We start from the raw sequence: 15742 nt of genomic DNA on the forward strand, positions 1-15742 counted from the left end.
TCGTCGACGGTAGTGACCCCCACCGTCCCGGTCGTCAGACCGGAGAGCCGTCTTGACGTCCCCCTGGAGTCGTACGGACCCGTAGGGGGCCCCTGCCCGGGAGTGACCCGCGGACCGCGGGGCGCTATTGACGATTCCTCTAACGACTGCCACATTCGCCGGTGTGACGGGGATGACGGGCGCGCGGGAGCGCCGGGTGCACACGGGCGGGATCGAGCTGTGCGTGGCCGAGCTGGGCGACCCGGACCGGCCGACGGTCGTCCTCGTGCACGGCTACCCCGACAGCAAGGAGGTGTGGTCCGAGGTCGCGCCGCGCCTCGCCGAACACTTCCACGTCGTGGCGTACGACGTCCGGGGCCACGGCCGCTCCACCGCTCCGCGGCCGCTGCGGGGCGGGTTCACCCTGGAGAAGCTGACCGACGACTTCCTGGCCGTCGCGGACGCGGTCAGCCCGGACCGGCCGGTGCACCTGGTGGGGCACGACTGGGGCTCGGTGCAGTCCTGGGAGTTCGTCACCGTGGCCCGCACCGAGGGGCGGATCGCCTCCTTCACCTCGGTGTCCGGGCCCTCCCTCGACCACCTCGGGCACTGGATCGGCCGCCGCCTCGGGCGCCCCACCCCGCGCCGGATCGGCCAGTTGCTCGGCCAGGGCGCCAGGTCCTGGTACGTGTACCTGCTGCACACGCCCGTGCTGCCCGAACTCGCCTGGCGCGGCCCGCTCGGCAGGCACTGGCCGCGCCTCCTGGAACGCGCCGAGAAGGTCCCCGGCGGCGACTACCCCACCCCGTCCCTGCCGTCGGACGCGGCCCACGGGGCCTGGCTCTACCGGGACAACGTGCGGCCCCGGTTGCGCAGTCCGCGCGCGGACGCCTACGCGCACGCGCCGGTGCAGCTCATCACGCCGCTGGAGGACGTGTTCCTGTCGGAGCGGCTCCACGACGAACTGGAGCGGTGGGCCCCGCGGTCGATCCGGCGGACGCTGCCGGCCAAGCACTGGGTGCCGCGCACCCGCCCCGACCTGCTGGCGCACTGGATCACCGAGTTCGTGACGTCCGTGGAGGACGGACGGCCGAAGACGGCGGCCCCGGGCCGGTACGCCGACCGCTTCGGCGGGCAGCTCGTCCTGGTCACCGGGGCGGGCAGCGGCATCGGGCGGACGACCGCGCTCGCGTTCGCGGAGGCGGGCGCGCGCGTGCTCGCCGTCGACCGGGACGGCCGGGCCGCGGCCCGCACCGCCGAGGAGGCCCGGCGCCGCGGCGCGGCGGCGGCCTGGGCCCGCACGGCGGACGTCTCCGACGAGCAGGCCATGGAGAGGCTCGCCGAACGGGTCACCGCCGAGCACGGCGTGGTGGACGTCCTGGTGAACAACGCCGGCATCGGCCTGGGCGGCTCCTTCTTCGACACCACGCCGAAGGAGTGGAAGGAGGTCCTCGACGTCAACCTGTGGGGAGTGATCCACGGCTGCCGGCTCTTCGGGCGGCGGATGGCCGAGCGGGGGCAGGGGGGCCACATCGTCAACGTCGCCTCGGCGGCGGCGTTCCAGCCGTCCAGGTCCCTGCCCGCCTACGGCACCTCCAAGGCGGCGGTGCTGATGCTGAGCGAGTGCCTGCGCGCGGAGCTGGCCGGGCGGGGGATCGGCGTGACCGCGGTGTGTCCCGGGTTCGTCAACACCGCCATCACCTCCACCGCCCGCTTCGCGGGTGCGGACGCCGAGGAGGAGCGGCGCCTGCGCAAGCGGGCGGCACGCCTCTACGGGCTGCGCGACTATCCCCCGGAGAAGGTCGCCGCCGCGATCCTGCGCGCGGTGGTGCGGAACGAGGCGGTGGTGCCGGTGACCCCGGAGGCGCGGACCGCGTACGCGCTGTCGCGGTGGATGCCGGGTGCGCTGCGCAGGATCGCGCGGGTGAAGCCGCCCGTGTGAGTCCGGGCGGGCCGGTTGTCCACAGAAACCCCCAACTCTCCTGTGGATAACAGCACTTGGTTGTGGATCAAACCTGGTGGGCGAAATCCGTCGCGTGATGTGCGTCTCTCCCGGCAGGCTGGAGAGATGGACGAAAGACGCACCGTGAAGGTGTCGAAGTACCTTTCCCGGCATCTGCGCCACCAGCCCGGACGGATCGGGCTCTCGCTCGACGAGGGGGGCTGGGTGGAGATCGACACGCTGATCGCCGCGGCGGCCGCCCACGGCTTCCCGTTCACCCGCGAGGAACTGGACCACGTCGTCGCCGTCAACGACAAGCGGCGCTTCGCCGTCGAGGGTTCCCGGATCCGCGCCAGCCAGGGCCACAGCGTCGAGGTCGACCTCGGACTGCCCCCGGCCGCGCCGCCGCCGTACCTGTACCACGGCACCGTCGCCCGCGCCCTGGACGCGATCCGCGCCGAGGGGCTCCGGCCCATGGACCGGCACGACGTGCACCTCTCCGCCGACCGTGAGACGGCGACCCGGGTGGGCGCCCGTCGCGGCCGTCCGGTCGTCCTGTCCGTGGACGCGGCCGCCATGCACCGTGACGGACACGTCTTCCGGGTGAGCGCCAACGGTGTGTGGCTGACCCGGGCCGTGCCCGCTCGGTATCTGCGGTTCCCCGGCGGCCGCTGAAGCCGCATGATCCATGGCATGGACCACGTGCCCACCACCGAGGCCGCCGTCACCGCTCTCCGGGTCCTCGCCGACGCGTACCAGCGCGAGATCGAGGTCACCCATGACATCGGCGCCGATCAAACCTCGCGCCGCACCGCCGCGGGCGTCGGCGTCACCACCGACCCCGACGGCGCCCTCCCCCATGAGGCCCATGTCGAGTTCGGCGGCCTGCCGCGGGTGAGCGTGCGGCTCCACCCCGAGGACGACGCGCTGATCGGCGTCGAAGGGGTGGAGTGCCCCGACATCGCGCGCGACGACGTGCCCGCCTTCCTCCACTCCGTCTTCGACGGCCTGGCGTACGTCAGGGCGCGGCGTTTCCCACCCGGGTACTTCCTGGTGGTGCCGCTTCCCGGGGACCGGACGCACAAGGAGTTCATCCCCATGATCGTTCTCACGCCGTGGCTGAGCGCACAGGTGCGATGACCGAGCGCGGCCGGGATCGCCGAGGGCCGACGTGATGCTCGGGAGCGCCGGTCGTTTCACGTGAAACCGGTGACGGCACATAGGCTCGGTGACATGAGTCTGCGCCTGAGCACCGTGATCCTCCCGTACCGCCGCTGGAACGAGGGCAGCCGTGCGGCCTGGGAGCGTGCCGAGGACCTCGGTTTCCACACGGCGTACACCTACGACCATCTGTCCTGGCGCAGCTTCCGGGACGGCCCGTGGTTCGGTGCCGTCCCGACCCTGACCGCCGCCGCGGCCGTCACCGAACGGATGCGGCTGGGCACCCTCGTGACCTCGCCGAACTTTCGGCACCCGGTGACCCTGGCCAAGGAACTCATCACCCTCGACGACATCTCCGGCGGACGCGTCACCCTCGGTATCGGCGCGGGCGGCACCGGCTTCGACGCCACCGCGCTCGGCCAGGAACCGTGGACGCCGCGCGAGCGTGCCGAGCGCTTCGGGGAGTTCGTCCCGCTGCTCGACCGGCTGCTCACTGAGGACTCCGTGTCGTACGAGGGCGACTTCTACGCGGCGCACGAGGCCCGCAACATCCCCGGCTGTGTGCAGCGGCCCCGGCTGCCGTTCGCCGTGGCGGCCACCGGGCCGCGCGGACTGCGGCTGGCGGCACGGTACGGGCAGGCGTGGGTGACCACGGGCGACCCCAGGCTGTACGAGAACGGCACGCCCGAGCAGTCGGTTCAGGCCATTCGCGGTCAGGCGGAGAAGCTGGCCGACGCCTGCGCCGAACTCGGCCGGGACGTGGGCGAGCTGGACAAGATCCTGCTCACCGGGTTCACCCCGGACCGGGGCCGACCGTTCGAGTCCCTGGACGCGTTCGTCGACTTCGCGGGTCGCCACGCCGAGCTGGGATTCACCGAGATCGTGATCCACTGGCCCCTCCCCGACTCGGACTTCGCGGTGGACCCGAAGGTCTTCGAGCGCATCGCGATGGAGGCGCCGGCGCAGTTGCGCTGAGCGCCGGACGGACCCGACGCCGCCCCACGGCTCCGCTCCGCGCCCGGGCCCCGGTGAGGGCGGCCGTCACGCGGAGGCGAGGGCGGTAATCACTCAGATGTGCACAGTGCCGCACGCCCGTGCGGGCATATGCGGAACAATGGCCGGGTGACCTCAGCGACCCGACAGCCCGAGACCCCGGCCTCCCCCACGTTCTCGACTGTTCCCCCATCCTCGGCTCCGCTCGAGCGGGGGCACCACCAGGAGCAGGGAGGCACCCCGATCCTTCCCCCACGGCTCATCGCCACCGACCTGGACGGCACCCTGCTGCGCGACGACAAGTCGGTGTCCCCCCGCACCGTCGCCGCGCTGGCCGCCGCCGAGGAGGCGGGCATCGAGGTCTTCTTCGTCACCGGCCGCCCGGCCCGCTGGATGGACGTCGTCAGCGACCACGTCCACGGCCACGGGCTCGCCATCTGCGGCAACGGCGCGGCCGTCGTCGACCTGCACGGCGGCCCCGGCGCACACCGCTTCGTGAAGGTGCGGGAGCTGGCCAGGGAGAACGCCCTGGACGCCGTACGACTGCTGCGCGAGGCCGCGCCGGGCACGGTGTACGCCGTGGAGCAGACGTACGGCTTCCACCAGGAGCCGGCGTACCCGAAGCTGCACATGGAGGTCCCGGACCTCCTCAGGCCCGCCGAGGAGCTGCTGGGCCCGGACGGTCCCGCCGCCGACGAGCCGGTGCTCAAGATCCTCGCCCACCACCCCGCGCTCGACCCCGACGCCTTCCTCACCCTGGCCCGGCTCGCCATCGGCGACCGTGCCAACGTCACCCGCTCCAGCCCCAGCGCCCTGCTGGAGATCAGCGGCCCCGAGGTGTCCAAGGCCAGCACGCTCGCCCTGTGCTGCGCCGAGCGCGGCATCTCCCACGAGGAGGTCGTCGCGTTCGGGGACATGCCCAACGACATCGAGATGCTGACCTGGGCGGGCCGGTCCTACGCGATGGGCAACGCCCACCCGGACGTCGTCGCCGCCGCGTCGGGGCGCACGGTCGCCAACAACGACGACGGAGTGGCCGTGGTGATCGAACGCCTGCTGGCGGAACACTCCTAGGACCTGCCCGAGCGCGCCGCCGGCGGCCCGGGCACCGTTCACAGGGGCACCCCGCGCTGTGCCAGCCACGGCACCGGATCCACCGCCGAGCCCATCTCCGGAGTGACCCGCACCTCGAAGTGGAGGTGCGGTCCGGTGGAGTTGCCGCTGGTGCCGGACTGACCGATCCACTGCCCGGGCGCGACCCGGTCGCCCTGGTCGACGGCGACGGCGGCGAGGTGGGCGTACTGGGTGTAGTAACCGCCCGCGTGCTCCAGCACGACCTCGATGCCGAAGGCGCCTCCGCAGGACACCTTCACCACCTTGCCGGCGCCCGCGGCCCGGACCGGTGTGCCGATCGGCACCGCGAAGTCCTGCCCGGTGTGCCGGTTCGCCCACCGCGCGCCGCCGCTGCCGAAGGACGCGGACAGCACGTACGTCTCCACCGGCGCCACCCAGGAGGCGGTGAACCGCGTCTCCGGCTGGTCGAGCCGGACCGCACCGGCGCAGGCACCGGCCGCGACCGAGACGTCCGCCTGGCCCTGGAGCTCCCACCGCGCCGTTTCGAGCTTCTGCTCGATGCTCTGCTTCAGGGCGGCGAGTTCCGCGTTCCGCTTCTGCAGCGCCTTCCACGCCGCCGCGGCCTTCGCCTCGGCCCGGGTGAGCCGTACCTCGGCCCGCTCGCTCTTCTCGATCGCCCTGTCGAGCGACAGTTGCGCCTGCCACACGGCCCGCTGACTGCGCATCAACTCCTCCGGGTCGTCCGCGAGGATCATGTGCACGGTGAGCGGCAGACCGCCGCCGCTGCGGTACTGGGAGCTGGCGATCCGCCCCAGTTCATCGTGCAGGACGGCCGTCGCCCGCCGCTCGCGGTCGAGCCGCTCCTCCAGCCGCCGTGCCTCGGCCTTCTGCTCCTCGGCCTTCCGGCGCCCCGCCTCGTACTGCTGGGTCGCCACCGCCGCTTCCTCGTACAACCGCGCCACCTGCGCGCTGATGCCGGATGCGGAGCCGTGGCCGGGGGCGTGGGCGCCGTCGCCGTCGGCGGGCCGGGCGGCGAGCACGGCGAGCGCGCACAGCAGCACGACGGCGAGCGACGGATGACGGCGGGTGAGGCGCATGCCTGCGATCCTGACGCCCGTCCCGGCGCACAGCCCTGTTCAGGTCGTACGCATGGGGGACCGAACACCCCGGATGGACCAGCGATACCCCCATACCGCCGAACGACTGCCCATCCGGTCCCGGTTGACGTCCCGTCACCCGCGGAGCGTTCGGCTAGCGGGCGCCCACCCGCAGGTCCGACTCCGCCTCCCGCTGCACCATCGACCTCAACACGCCCTCCACGGAGGCCAGTTCGGCGTACGGGCCGCGCTGCACCACTCGCCCCCCGTCCAGCACGATGATCTCGTCCACCGCCTCCAGACCCGCCAGCCGGTGGGTGATGAGCAGCGTCGTGCGGCCCTCGGTGGCGGCCAGCAGATCGGCGGTGAGCGCGTCCGCGGTCGGCAGGTCGAGGTGCTCCGCGGGCTCGTCCAGCACCAGCACGGGGAAGTCCGCGAGCAGTGCCCGGGCCAGCGCCAGCCGCTGCCGCTGCCCGCCGGACAGCCGCGCCCCGTGCTCGCCGACGAGCGTGTCGAGCCCGTCCGGCAGGCTGTCGGCCCACTCCAGCAGCCGGGCCCGGGCGAGCACGTCGCGCAGGTCGTCCTCGGTCGCGTCCCGCTTCGCGAGCAGCAGGTTCTCCCGCACCGTGCTGTCGAAGAGGTGCGCGTCCTGGGCGCACAGCCCGACCAGCCGCCGTACGTCGTCGCCGTCCAGGGCGCAGGCGTCCACCCCGGCCAGCGTGTACGCGCCGGCGCCCGGGTCCAGGAAGCGCAGCAGCACCTGCGCGAGCGTCGTCTTGCCGGACCCGGACGGGCCGACCACCGCGATCCGGCGGCCCCGCTCCAGCGTCAGGTCCAGCCCGGCGAGCGCGTCCCGGTCCTGCCCGGCGTACCGGGCGGTCAGCCCCTTGACCACCAGGGGGAACGGCGACGCGGGCGCCTTCCGGGGACGCTCCGGCTCCCGTACGGGCACCGGGGCGTCCAGCACCTCGTACACGCGCTCGGCGCTCCGGCGCACCCGCTGCCGGTACTGCACGGCGAGCGGCATCCCGAGGACCGCCTCGAACGCCGCCAGCGGGGTGAGGACGACGACGGCCAGCGCCACGCCCTCCAGCCGGCCGGCGGCCACCGCCTGGACGCCGACGAGCGCGGCGGCCGCGACGGTCAGACCGGAGATCAGTGCGGTGAGCCCGTCGCCGAGCGCGGTGGCGGTGGCGGCGCGCGAGGCGATCCGGGTGAGCGTGCCGTCGGCCCGCCGCGCCTCCGCGGTCCGCGCGGGCAGGGCGCCGGCCACGGTCAGCTCCGCGGTGCCGGTGAGCAGATCGGTCACCCGGGTCGCGAGCACACCCCGGGCGGGTGCCAGCCGGCGTTCCGCGCGCCGGGCCACGGCACCGGTGAGCAGGGGCACCCCGGCTCCCGCCGCCAGCAGTCCGGCCGCGAGCACGGCCCCGGCCTCGGGCAGCAGCCAGGCCGTGAAGCCGACGGAGAGGGCGGAGACCACGACGGCCGCACCGGCCGGAAGCAGCCACCGCAGCCAGTAGTCCTGGAGGGCGTCCACATCGGCGACCAGCCGGGAGAGCAGATCGCCCCGGCGCGCCTCGCGCAGCCCGGCGGGCGCCAGCCGCTCCAGCCGCCGGAACACCGCGACCCTGAGGTCGGCCAGCATGCGCAGGACGGCGTCGTGGGACACCAGCCGCTCGGCGTACCGGAACACCGCCCGCCCGATGCCGAAGGCCCGGGTCGCCGTCACGGCCACCATCAGATACAGCACGGGCGGCTGCTGCGAGGCCCGGGAGATGAGCCACCCGGACGTGGCCATGAGCCCGACGGCGCTGCCCAGGGCGAGCGTGCCGAACAGCAGCGCGAGCGTGAGCCTCCCCCGCCGGGCGCCGGACACGGCGCGGACGCGGTCGAGGACACCGCCCGGGGCCGGGTCCGTGCCGGGCCCGGCGGGTCCGCCCTCCGGCACGGGCTCCGCCTCGGGGACCGTCGTGGTGCCGGTCTCCCGGCGCACGGCCTCCCCGGGGCCGGCGAGAGCCGGTACCGCGAGCCGCACCACCCGGTCCGCGACGGCCAGCAGCGCCGGCCGGTGCACCACCAGCAGCACCGTCCGTCCGGCCGCCAGCCGTCGCACCGCCGCCACGACCTCGGCCTCGGTCGCGCCGTCCAGCGCGGCCGTCGGCTCGTCGAGCAGCAGGACGGGCCGGTCCGCGAGGAAGGCCCGGGCGAGCGCCAGCCGCTGCCGCTGCCCCGCGGACAGCCCCGCTCCGTCCTCGCCGAGCAGGGTGCCGGTGCCCTCGGGCAGCGCGTCCACGAACTCCAGCGCGCCGGCGTCCCGCAGGGCGCGCCGCACGGCCTCGTCGTCCGCGTCGGGCCGGGCCAGCCGTACGTTCTCCGCGATCGTCCCGGCGTACAGGTGCGGCCGTTGCGGCACCCAGGCGACCCGGCGGTGCCACTCGGCCAGGTCGACCCCGGCGAGGTCCGTTCCCCCGATCCGCACCCGTCCGGCGGTCGGCCGGACGAACCCCAGCAGCACGTTCAGCAGCGTGGACTTGCCCACCCCGCTCGGCCCGACGAGCGCGACCGTCTCCCCCGGGGCGACGGTGAAGGACACGTCCGACACGGCGTCCTCGGAGCGGCCCGGGTAGCGGACCGTCACCCCCTCGAAGGCGAGGCCGCCCGTCGGAACGGCCCCGGTGCCCGACGCCGGAACGGGCGTCTCCAGCACCGAGAAGATCTCCTCGGCCGCCGCCAGCCCCTCCGCCGCCGCGTGGTACTGCGTCCCGACCTGCCGCAGCGGCAGGTACGCCTCGGGCGCGAGGATCAGGATGACCAGACCGACGACGAGGTCCGCGTCGCCGTACACCAGCCGCATTCCCATTGTCACCGCGACCAGGGCCACCGAGAGGGTGGAGAGCAGTTCCAGCGCGAAGGAGGAGATGAAGGCGATCCTCAGCGTCCGCATGGTCGCCCGCCGGTACTCCGCGGTGATCCGGCGGATCGACTCGGCCTGTGCCTTGGCCCGCCCGAACACCTTCAGCGTCGGCAGCCCGGCGACGACGTCCAGGAAGTGCCCGGACAGACGGGACAGCAGCAGCCACTGGCGGTCCATCCGGTGCTGGGTGACCCAGCCGATCAGCACCATGAAGAGCGGGATGAGCGGCAGGGTGCCGGCGATGATGGCCGCCGAGACCCAGTCCTCGGTGACGATGCGCGCCAGCACCGCCACCGGTACGACCACCGCGAGCCCCAGTTGGGGGAGGTAGCGCGAGAAGTAGTCGTCGAGGGCGTCGACCCCGCGGGTCGCCAGGGCGACGAGCGAACCGGTGCGCTGTCCGCTCAGCCACCCCGGGCCCAGCGCCGCCGCCCGTTCCAGCAGCCGCCCCCGCAGCTCCGACTTCACCGCGGCGCTCGCCCGGTGGGCGGCCAGCTCGGTGAGCCAGCCGACCAGCGCCCGGCCGACCGCGACGGCGACGAGGAGCAGCAGGGGAGTGCCGAGTTCGCCGGCGGACAGGCCGTCCTGGAACGCGCCCACCACGATCTCGGCGATGAGCACGGCCTGGGCGACGACCAGCCCCGCGCCGACGGCGCCCAGGCCGACGACCGCCACCAGGAAGAACCGGGTGGCACGGGCGTACCGGAGCAGTCGCGGGTCGATTGGTTTCACGTGAAACACACCTCAGTGCACGGGATCGGCGATGTGCTGGGTGCCGATCCGCTTGCGGAACACCCAGTAGGTCCAGCCCTGGTAGAGCAGCACGAGCGGCAGCGCGATCACCGTGAGCCAGGTCATGATCTTCAGGGTGTAGGGGCTGGAGGAGGCGTTGGTGACGGTGAGGCTCCAGTCCGCGTCGAGCGTGGACGGCATGACGTTCGGGAAGAGCGTCAGGAAGAGCATCGCCACGGCGGCCACGATGGTGACGCCGGACAGCGTGAACGACCAGCCCTCACGCCCCGCCTGGTTCGCGACCAGAGCGGCGACCAGCGCGGCCACGGCGACGACCAGCGCGATCAGACTCGTGCCGTCCCCCTGGTCGGCCTGCGTCCAGAGCAGGAAGGCCAGTGCCAGGACCGCCGTGACGAGACCCAGGCGCAGCGCCAGCCGACGCGCCCGCTCCCGGATCTCCCCGACCGTCTTGAGCGCCGTGAACACCGTCCCGTGGAAGGTGAACAGGGTGAGGGTGACCAGGCCGCCCAGCAGGGCGTACGGGTTGAGCAGCTCCCAGACGTTCCCCACGTACTCGAACGAGGCGTCGATCTTCACGCCCCGGACGATGTTGCCGAAGGCCACGCCCCACAGGAAGGCGGGGATCAGCGAGGTCCAGAAGATCGCCGTCTCCCAGTTGCGCTGCCAGTGCTCCTCCGGCCGCTTCACCCGGTACTCGAAGGCGACGCCGCGGATGATCAGGCAGATCAGGATGACCAGCAGGGGCAGGTAGAAGCCGGAGAAGAGGGTGGCGTACCACTCGGGGAAGGCGGCGAAGGTCGCACCGCCCGCCGTGAGCAGCCACACCTCGTTGCCGTCCCAGACGGGGCCGATGGTGTTGATCAGCACCCGCTTCTCGGCACGGTCGCGGGCGAGCAGCCGGGTGAGGACACCGACCCCGAAGTCGAAGCCCTCGAGGAAGAAGTAGCCGATCCACAGGACGGCGATCAGTACGAACCAGACGTCGTGCAGTTCCATGACGGTGCAGCTCCCTCGGCCTAGTACGAGAAGGCCATCGGCTTGTCGGCGTCACGGAGGTCGCCGCCGAGCTTCGTGGGCGGGTTGAGATCGGACTCGGTGAGCTCGGGCGGACCCGCCTTGACGTACTTGGCGAGCAGCTTGACCTCGATGACGGCCAGGACGGCGTAGAGCAGGGTGAAGACGCTCATCGAGGTGATGACCTCGGCCTGGGAGACGCCGGGGGAGACGGCGTGCCTGGTCTGCATCACGCCGTAGACGACCCAGGGCTGACGGCCCATCTCGGTGAAGATCCAGCCCCAGGCGTTGGCGATCAGCGGAAAGCCCATCGTCCACAGCGCCAGGAGCCAGTACAGCCGGGACAGCCTCGCCCCGAGCGGCTTCCTCAGCAGCACCAGGTGCGGCACCTCGTCCTCCCCGGTGCGCAGGGCGGCCGGCAGCAGGAACTTCTTCCGCGTGAGCCACAGCCCCAGCAGTCCGAGCGAGAAGGACGCCATGCCGAAGCCGATCATCCAGCGGAAGCTCCAGTAGGCGACGGGGACGATGGGCTTGTAGTCGCCGGGGCCGAACTGCTCCTGCAGGGCCTCGTTGGTGTCGTTGATGCCGGGCACGTACGACTCGAAGTCGCTGTGGGCGAGGAAGGACAGCAGGCCGGGGATCTCCAGGGCGACCTTGTTGTGGCCCTCGTCGACGTCCCCGTAGGCGAACACGGAGAAGGGTGCCGGCCCCTCGCCGTCCCACAGGGCCTCGGCGGCGGCCATCTTCATCGGCTGCTGCTCGTACATGACCTTGCCGAGGGTGTCGCCGCTGACCGCGGTGAACAGGCCCCCGACCGCCAGGGTGACCAGGCCGAGCCGGAGCGAGGTGCGCATCACCGGGATGTGCTTCTTGCGCATCAGGTGGAAGGCGGCGATGCCCACCATGAAGGCGCCACCGGTCAGGAAGGCCGCCGAGAAACTGTGGAAGACCTGGTTGAGGGTGGTGTTCTGGGTGAGCACCAGCCAGAAGTCGGTGAGCTCGGCGCGGCCCTTCTCCTCGTTGATCCGGTAGCCGACCGGGTGCTGCATCCAGGAGTTGGCCGCGAGGATGAAGTACGCCGAGAGCAGCGTGCCGATCGAGACCATCCAGATGCAGGCCAGGTGGATCTTCTTGGGCAGCTTGTCCCAGCCGAAGATCCACAGACCGATGAAGGTGGACTCGAAGAAGAAGGCGATCAGCGCCTCGAAGGCGAGCGGGGCACCGAAGACGTCACCGACGAACCGCGAGTAGTCGGACCAGTTCATGCCGAACTGGAACTCCTGCACGATGCCGGTGACCACGCCCATCGCGATGTTGATCAGGAAGAGCTTGCCCCAGAACTTCGTCGCCTTGAGGTACTTCTCCTTCCCCGTGCGCACCCAGGCGGTCTGCAGCCCGGCGGTGAGGGCGGCCAGCGAGATCGTCAGGGGAACGAAGAGGAAGTGGTAGACGGTGGTGATACCGAACTGCCACCGCGCCAGGGTTTCCGGCGCCAGAGCCAGATCCACGTCGTCGCTCCTTACTTCGCCGCGGTCAGCAGCGGCTGTTTGACCCCGTTCGTCCCCCACAACTCGGGAAAACAGGATCCGCTTGTGAACGCGTTCACATTCACAAGCAATTATGACCTACTGCTTTTCGGATCAGGAAGGGGGGTCCCCTGTGACGTCAACCCCTCTTCGGGAACTTCTACACCCTGTTGACGCGAAGCCCTCGACACGTTGACGTGAAGCCCTCGACACCGGGTGGCCCGTTTCACGTGAAACCGGCATCACACGACAAACCGGCCGACGACTGAGTCGCCGACCGGTCGAGGACGTCAGGGCCCGAACCCGCGCGGGCCGAGGCCCGTGCCGCTAGAGCTGCTTGTGGAAGCCCTCCGCCACCTTCAGGAAGATGTCGTTCGCCTCGGTCTCCCCGATGGTCACCCGCACTCCCTCACCGGCGAACGGCCGGATGACCACGCCCGCCTGCTCACACACCTGCGCGAACTCCACCGTGCGCTCCCCCAGCCGCAGCCACACGAAGTTGGCCTGGCTCTCGGGCACCGTCCAGCCCTGACCACGCAGTGCGTCCATCACGCGGTTGCGCTCGCACACCAGCGAACCGACCCGGCCGATGAGCTCGTCCTCGGCCCGCAGCGACGCGATCGCCGCTTCCTGTGCGATCTGGCTCACACCGAACGGCACCGCCGTCTTGCGCAGCGCCGCGGCCACCGGCTCGTGGGCGATCGCGAAACCGACCCTCAGCCCCGCCAGGCCGTACGCCTTGGAGAAGGTCCGCAGCACGCAGACGTTGGGCCGCTCCCGGTAGATCGCGACGCCGTCCGGCACCTCGGGGTCCCGGATGAACTCGCGGTAGGCCTCGTCGAGCACCACCAGGACGTCGTCGGGCACCCGGTCGAGGAAGCGCTCCAGCTCGGCCCGCCGCACCACGGTGCCGGTCGGGTTGTTGGGATTGCAGACGAAGACGAGCCGGGTCCGGTCGGTGATCGCCGCGGCCATCGCGTCCAGGTCGTGCACCTCGCCCGGTGTCAGCGGGACCTGCACGGACGTGGCACCGCTGATCTGGGTGATGATCGGGTACGCCTCGAACGAACGCCAGGCATAGACCACCTCGTCGCCGGGGCCCGAGGTGGCCTGCAGCAACTGCTGGGCGACACCGACCGAGCCGGTGCCGGTGGCCAGGTGGGAGGTCGGAACGGCGAAGCGTTCGGACAGTTCGGCCATCAGGGCCGTGCAGGCCATGTCCGGGTAGCGGTTGAAGGAGGAGGCCGCGGCCGCGACGGTCTCCATCACACCCGGCAGTGGCGGATAGGGGTTCTCGTTGGAGGACAGTTTGTAGGCCGCCGGGCCACCGGCCGCCGCCGGCTTGCCCGGCTTGTACGTGGGAATCCCCTCCAGCTCGGCGCGCAGCTTGGGGCTCGTCTCGCTCACCGCAGTCCTCCTCGCGAAGACCGGCGGCCCATGACCGCCGCCGACATTCAATACTGCTCACCTTATGAGGATTCGGCGCCGCTGCGTATAGGGGCGACGAAGCCGCTCACCGAGCCTCGTCCGCCCCACGGGCAACAGGGGCAACATCACCCGAAGGTGCATGAAGGGCGCGCGGGTCGGGGGCGCGCCGCACATATATCTACGCGCCGGTGGCTTGCGCCGTAGCGCGCATCACCCTTGCAGGTGAGTTGAGACCTCTTCGCAACATCGCCCCCTCGACAGGCCCGCATGGGCCGACACGTCAGGTACTGGCATGCAAGCGCTCAACTGCCTTGCATTCCAAGGAGATTGACATGAGATGATCTTGCAGAAACGTACCTGTCAATGCATGCATATGCGTCCGCCCTACCCCACCACATGAGCCCTACTATCGGCTCGCCATGACAGCAGCAGGGAAGCACCAGGTGAGCCGCGCGGAAACCTCACGCCGAGGCAACCGGCCGGGTCGAGCGGGCATCAGGGACGTGGCCGCCGCCGCCGGAGTCTCCATCACGACCGTCTCCGACGCCCTCAACGGCAAGGGCCGGCTCCCGGACGCCACCCGGCGCCACGTCCGCGAGGTCGCCGACAGACTGGGGTACCGCCCCTCGGCCGCCGCCCGCACGCTGCGCACCGGCAAGTCCGGGCTCATCGGCCTGACCGTGACGACCTACGGGGATGAACCTTTCACCTTCACGGAGTTCGCCTACTTCGCCGAGATGGCGCGCGCCGCCACCTCCGCCGCGCTCGCCCGCGGCTACGCCCTCGTCATCCTCCCCGCGACGTCCCGCCACGACATGTGGTCCAACGTCGCCCTGGACGGCACGGTCGTCATCGACCCCTCCGACCAGGACCCGGTCGTCAGTGAACTGGTCCGCCAGGGTTTACCGGTCGTCTCCGACGGCCGGCCCGCCGGCTCGCTGCCGGTCACGGCCTGGGTCGACAACGACCACGAGGCCGCGGTCCTCGGTGTCCTCGACCACCTCGCCGACGCCGGCGCCCGCCGCATCGGCCTGCTCACCGGGACGACGACCGACACCTACACCCGTCTGTCGACCACCGCGTACCTGCGCTGGTGCGAGCGGGTCGGCCAGGATCCGGTGTACGAGTCCTACCCGGCGCACGACCCGTGCGCGGGCGCCGTCGCCGCCGACCGGCTGCTCGCCCGACCCGACCGCCCCGACGCCGTCTACGGCCTGTTCGATCCGAACGGCACCGATCTGCTCGCCGCCGCCCGCCGCTACGGCCTGCGCGTCCCGGACGACCTGCTGCTCGTCTGCTGCAGCGAGTCCACCGTCTACGCCGGCACCGAGCCGCCCCTCACCACGCTCTCCCTGAAACCGCGGCGCATCGGCACGGTCGCGGTCCAGCTGCTCATCGACGCCATCGAGGGGGTCGACTCCGACCAGCCGGTGGAGCAGGTGATACCGACCGAGCTGATCGTGCGCACCTCCTCGCAGCGCCGGCCGCCCCGTACGACGATCAGCCCGCCGAGGACACCGAAGGGGACCTGACGCCGGGGCGCCGACGGGGCGGGGCGGCGGCCCGGGAGGCCCGGGTGAGGCAGCGGGCCGGAAGGCCGGGCGGGACGGCGTCCCGGAAGCGGGGCCCGCTTCCGCGGGAGTGAAGCGGGGCCACTCCTCCGTCACCCTTCCGGGGAAACGGCCCGGAAGGCCGGGGGGAACGGCCGGTCCCGTGCACGGCAACCACGGCGGGGAAGGTCGCAGAAGGGACGAAGACCGGCCGAAACGGGGCGAAAGCCCCGGTGAACGAGAGGCTTGTTCCGATTCACCACCCCTGGGTCATCACATGGCGCGATCCGCATTCCTATGATGGGCCCACG

Annotated in this window: 11 protein-coding genes; 6 read left to right on the plus strand and 5 right to left on the minus strand. The window is 72.0% G+C overall.

All coding sequences use genetic code 11. The features are described 5' to 3' along the window. The first annotated feature begins 163 nt into the window (after window positions 1–163). From CP969_RS19565 to CP969_RS19585, 5 genes are all read left to right on the plus strand, one after another. Window positions 164–1921, plus strand: coding sequence for an SDR family oxidoreductase (locus CP969_RS19565; protein WP_026085050.1), 1758 nt, complete (start codon window positions 164–166; stop codon window positions 1919–1921). Window positions 1922–2047: 126 nt separating this feature from the next. Continuing rightward, window positions 2048–2596: an RNA 2'-phosphotransferase gene (locus CP969_RS19570; protein ID WP_004986050.1), complete on the plus strand. Its 549-nt coding sequence runs from the start codon at window positions 2048–2050 to the stop codon at window positions 2594–2596. Window positions 2597–2602: 6 nt separating this feature from the next. After that, window positions 2603–3061: a hypothetical protein gene (locus CP969_RS19575; RefSeq protein WP_039831050.1), complete on the plus strand. Its 459-nt coding sequence runs from the start codon at window positions 2603–2605 to the stop codon at window positions 3059–3061. 93 nt (window positions 3062–3154) lie between these two features. After that, the gene (locus tag CP969_RS19580; RefSeq protein WP_016825515.1) at window positions 3155–4057 is read left to right on the plus strand and encodes an LLM class flavin-dependent oxidoreductase; all 903 of its coding nucleotides are present in this window, start codon (window positions 3155–3157) and stop codon (window positions 4055–4057) included. A 129-nt stretch (window positions 4058–4186) separates the two neighbouring features. Further along, entirely contained in the window at window positions 4187–5149 is a 963-nt protein-coding gene (locus CP969_RS19585; RefSeq protein ID WP_171817486.1) for an HAD-IIB family hydrolase, read from the plus strand. A 38-nt stretch (window positions 5150–5187) separates the two neighbouring features. Here CP969_RS19585 and CP969_RS19590 read toward each other — a convergent pair whose 3' ends face one another. The 5 genes from CP969_RS19590 to hisC form a co-directional block, all read right to left on the minus strand. Continuing rightward, window positions 5188–6246 (minus strand): M23 family metallopeptidase, encoded by a 1059-nt coding sequence (locus CP969_RS19590; protein WP_004986045.1) that lies wholly within the window; start codon window positions 6244–6246, stop codon window positions 5188–5190. Between the two features lie 154 nt (window positions 6247–6400). Then, window positions 6401–9892, minus strand: coding sequence for a thiol reductant ABC exporter subunit CydD (gene cydD, locus CP969_RS19595; protein ID WP_016825514.1), 3492 nt, complete (start codon window positions 9890–9892; stop codon window positions 6401–6403). A 12-nt stretch (window positions 9893–9904) separates the two neighbouring features. Next, a complete protein-coding gene (gene cydB / locus CP969_RS19600; RefSeq protein ID WP_004986038.1) occupies window positions 9905–10909 on the minus strand; it encodes a cytochrome d ubiquinol oxidase subunit II in 1005 nt (334 codons plus the stop codon). 20 nt (window positions 10910–10929) lie between these two features. Next, window positions 10930–12435, minus strand: coding sequence for a cytochrome ubiquinol oxidase subunit I (locus tag CP969_RS19605; RefSeq protein ID WP_004986035.1), 1506 nt, complete (start codon window positions 12433–12435; stop codon window positions 10930–10932). Between the two features lie 345 nt (window positions 12436–12780). Further along, a complete protein-coding gene (gene hisC, locus CP969_RS19610; RefSeq protein WP_016825513.1) occupies window positions 12781–13860 on the minus strand; it encodes a histidinol-phosphate transaminase in 1080 nt (359 codons plus the stop codon). Between the two features lie 440 nt (window positions 13861–14300). Between hisC and CP969_RS19615 the strand changes: the two genes are divergently transcribed. Next, window positions 14301–15413, plus strand: a complete 1113-nt coding sequence (locus tag CP969_RS19615) for a LacI family DNA-binding transcriptional regulator (protein ID WP_004986028.1) — start codon at window positions 14301–14303, stop codon at window positions 15411–15413. Window positions 15414–15742 lie beyond the last annotated feature (329 nt).

Origin of the sequence: Streptomyces viridosporus T7A (assembly GCF_008704515.1) — a bacterium.
Lineage (GTDB): Bacteria > Actinomycetota > Actinomycetes > Streptomycetales > Streptomycetaceae > Streptomyces > Streptomyces viridosporus.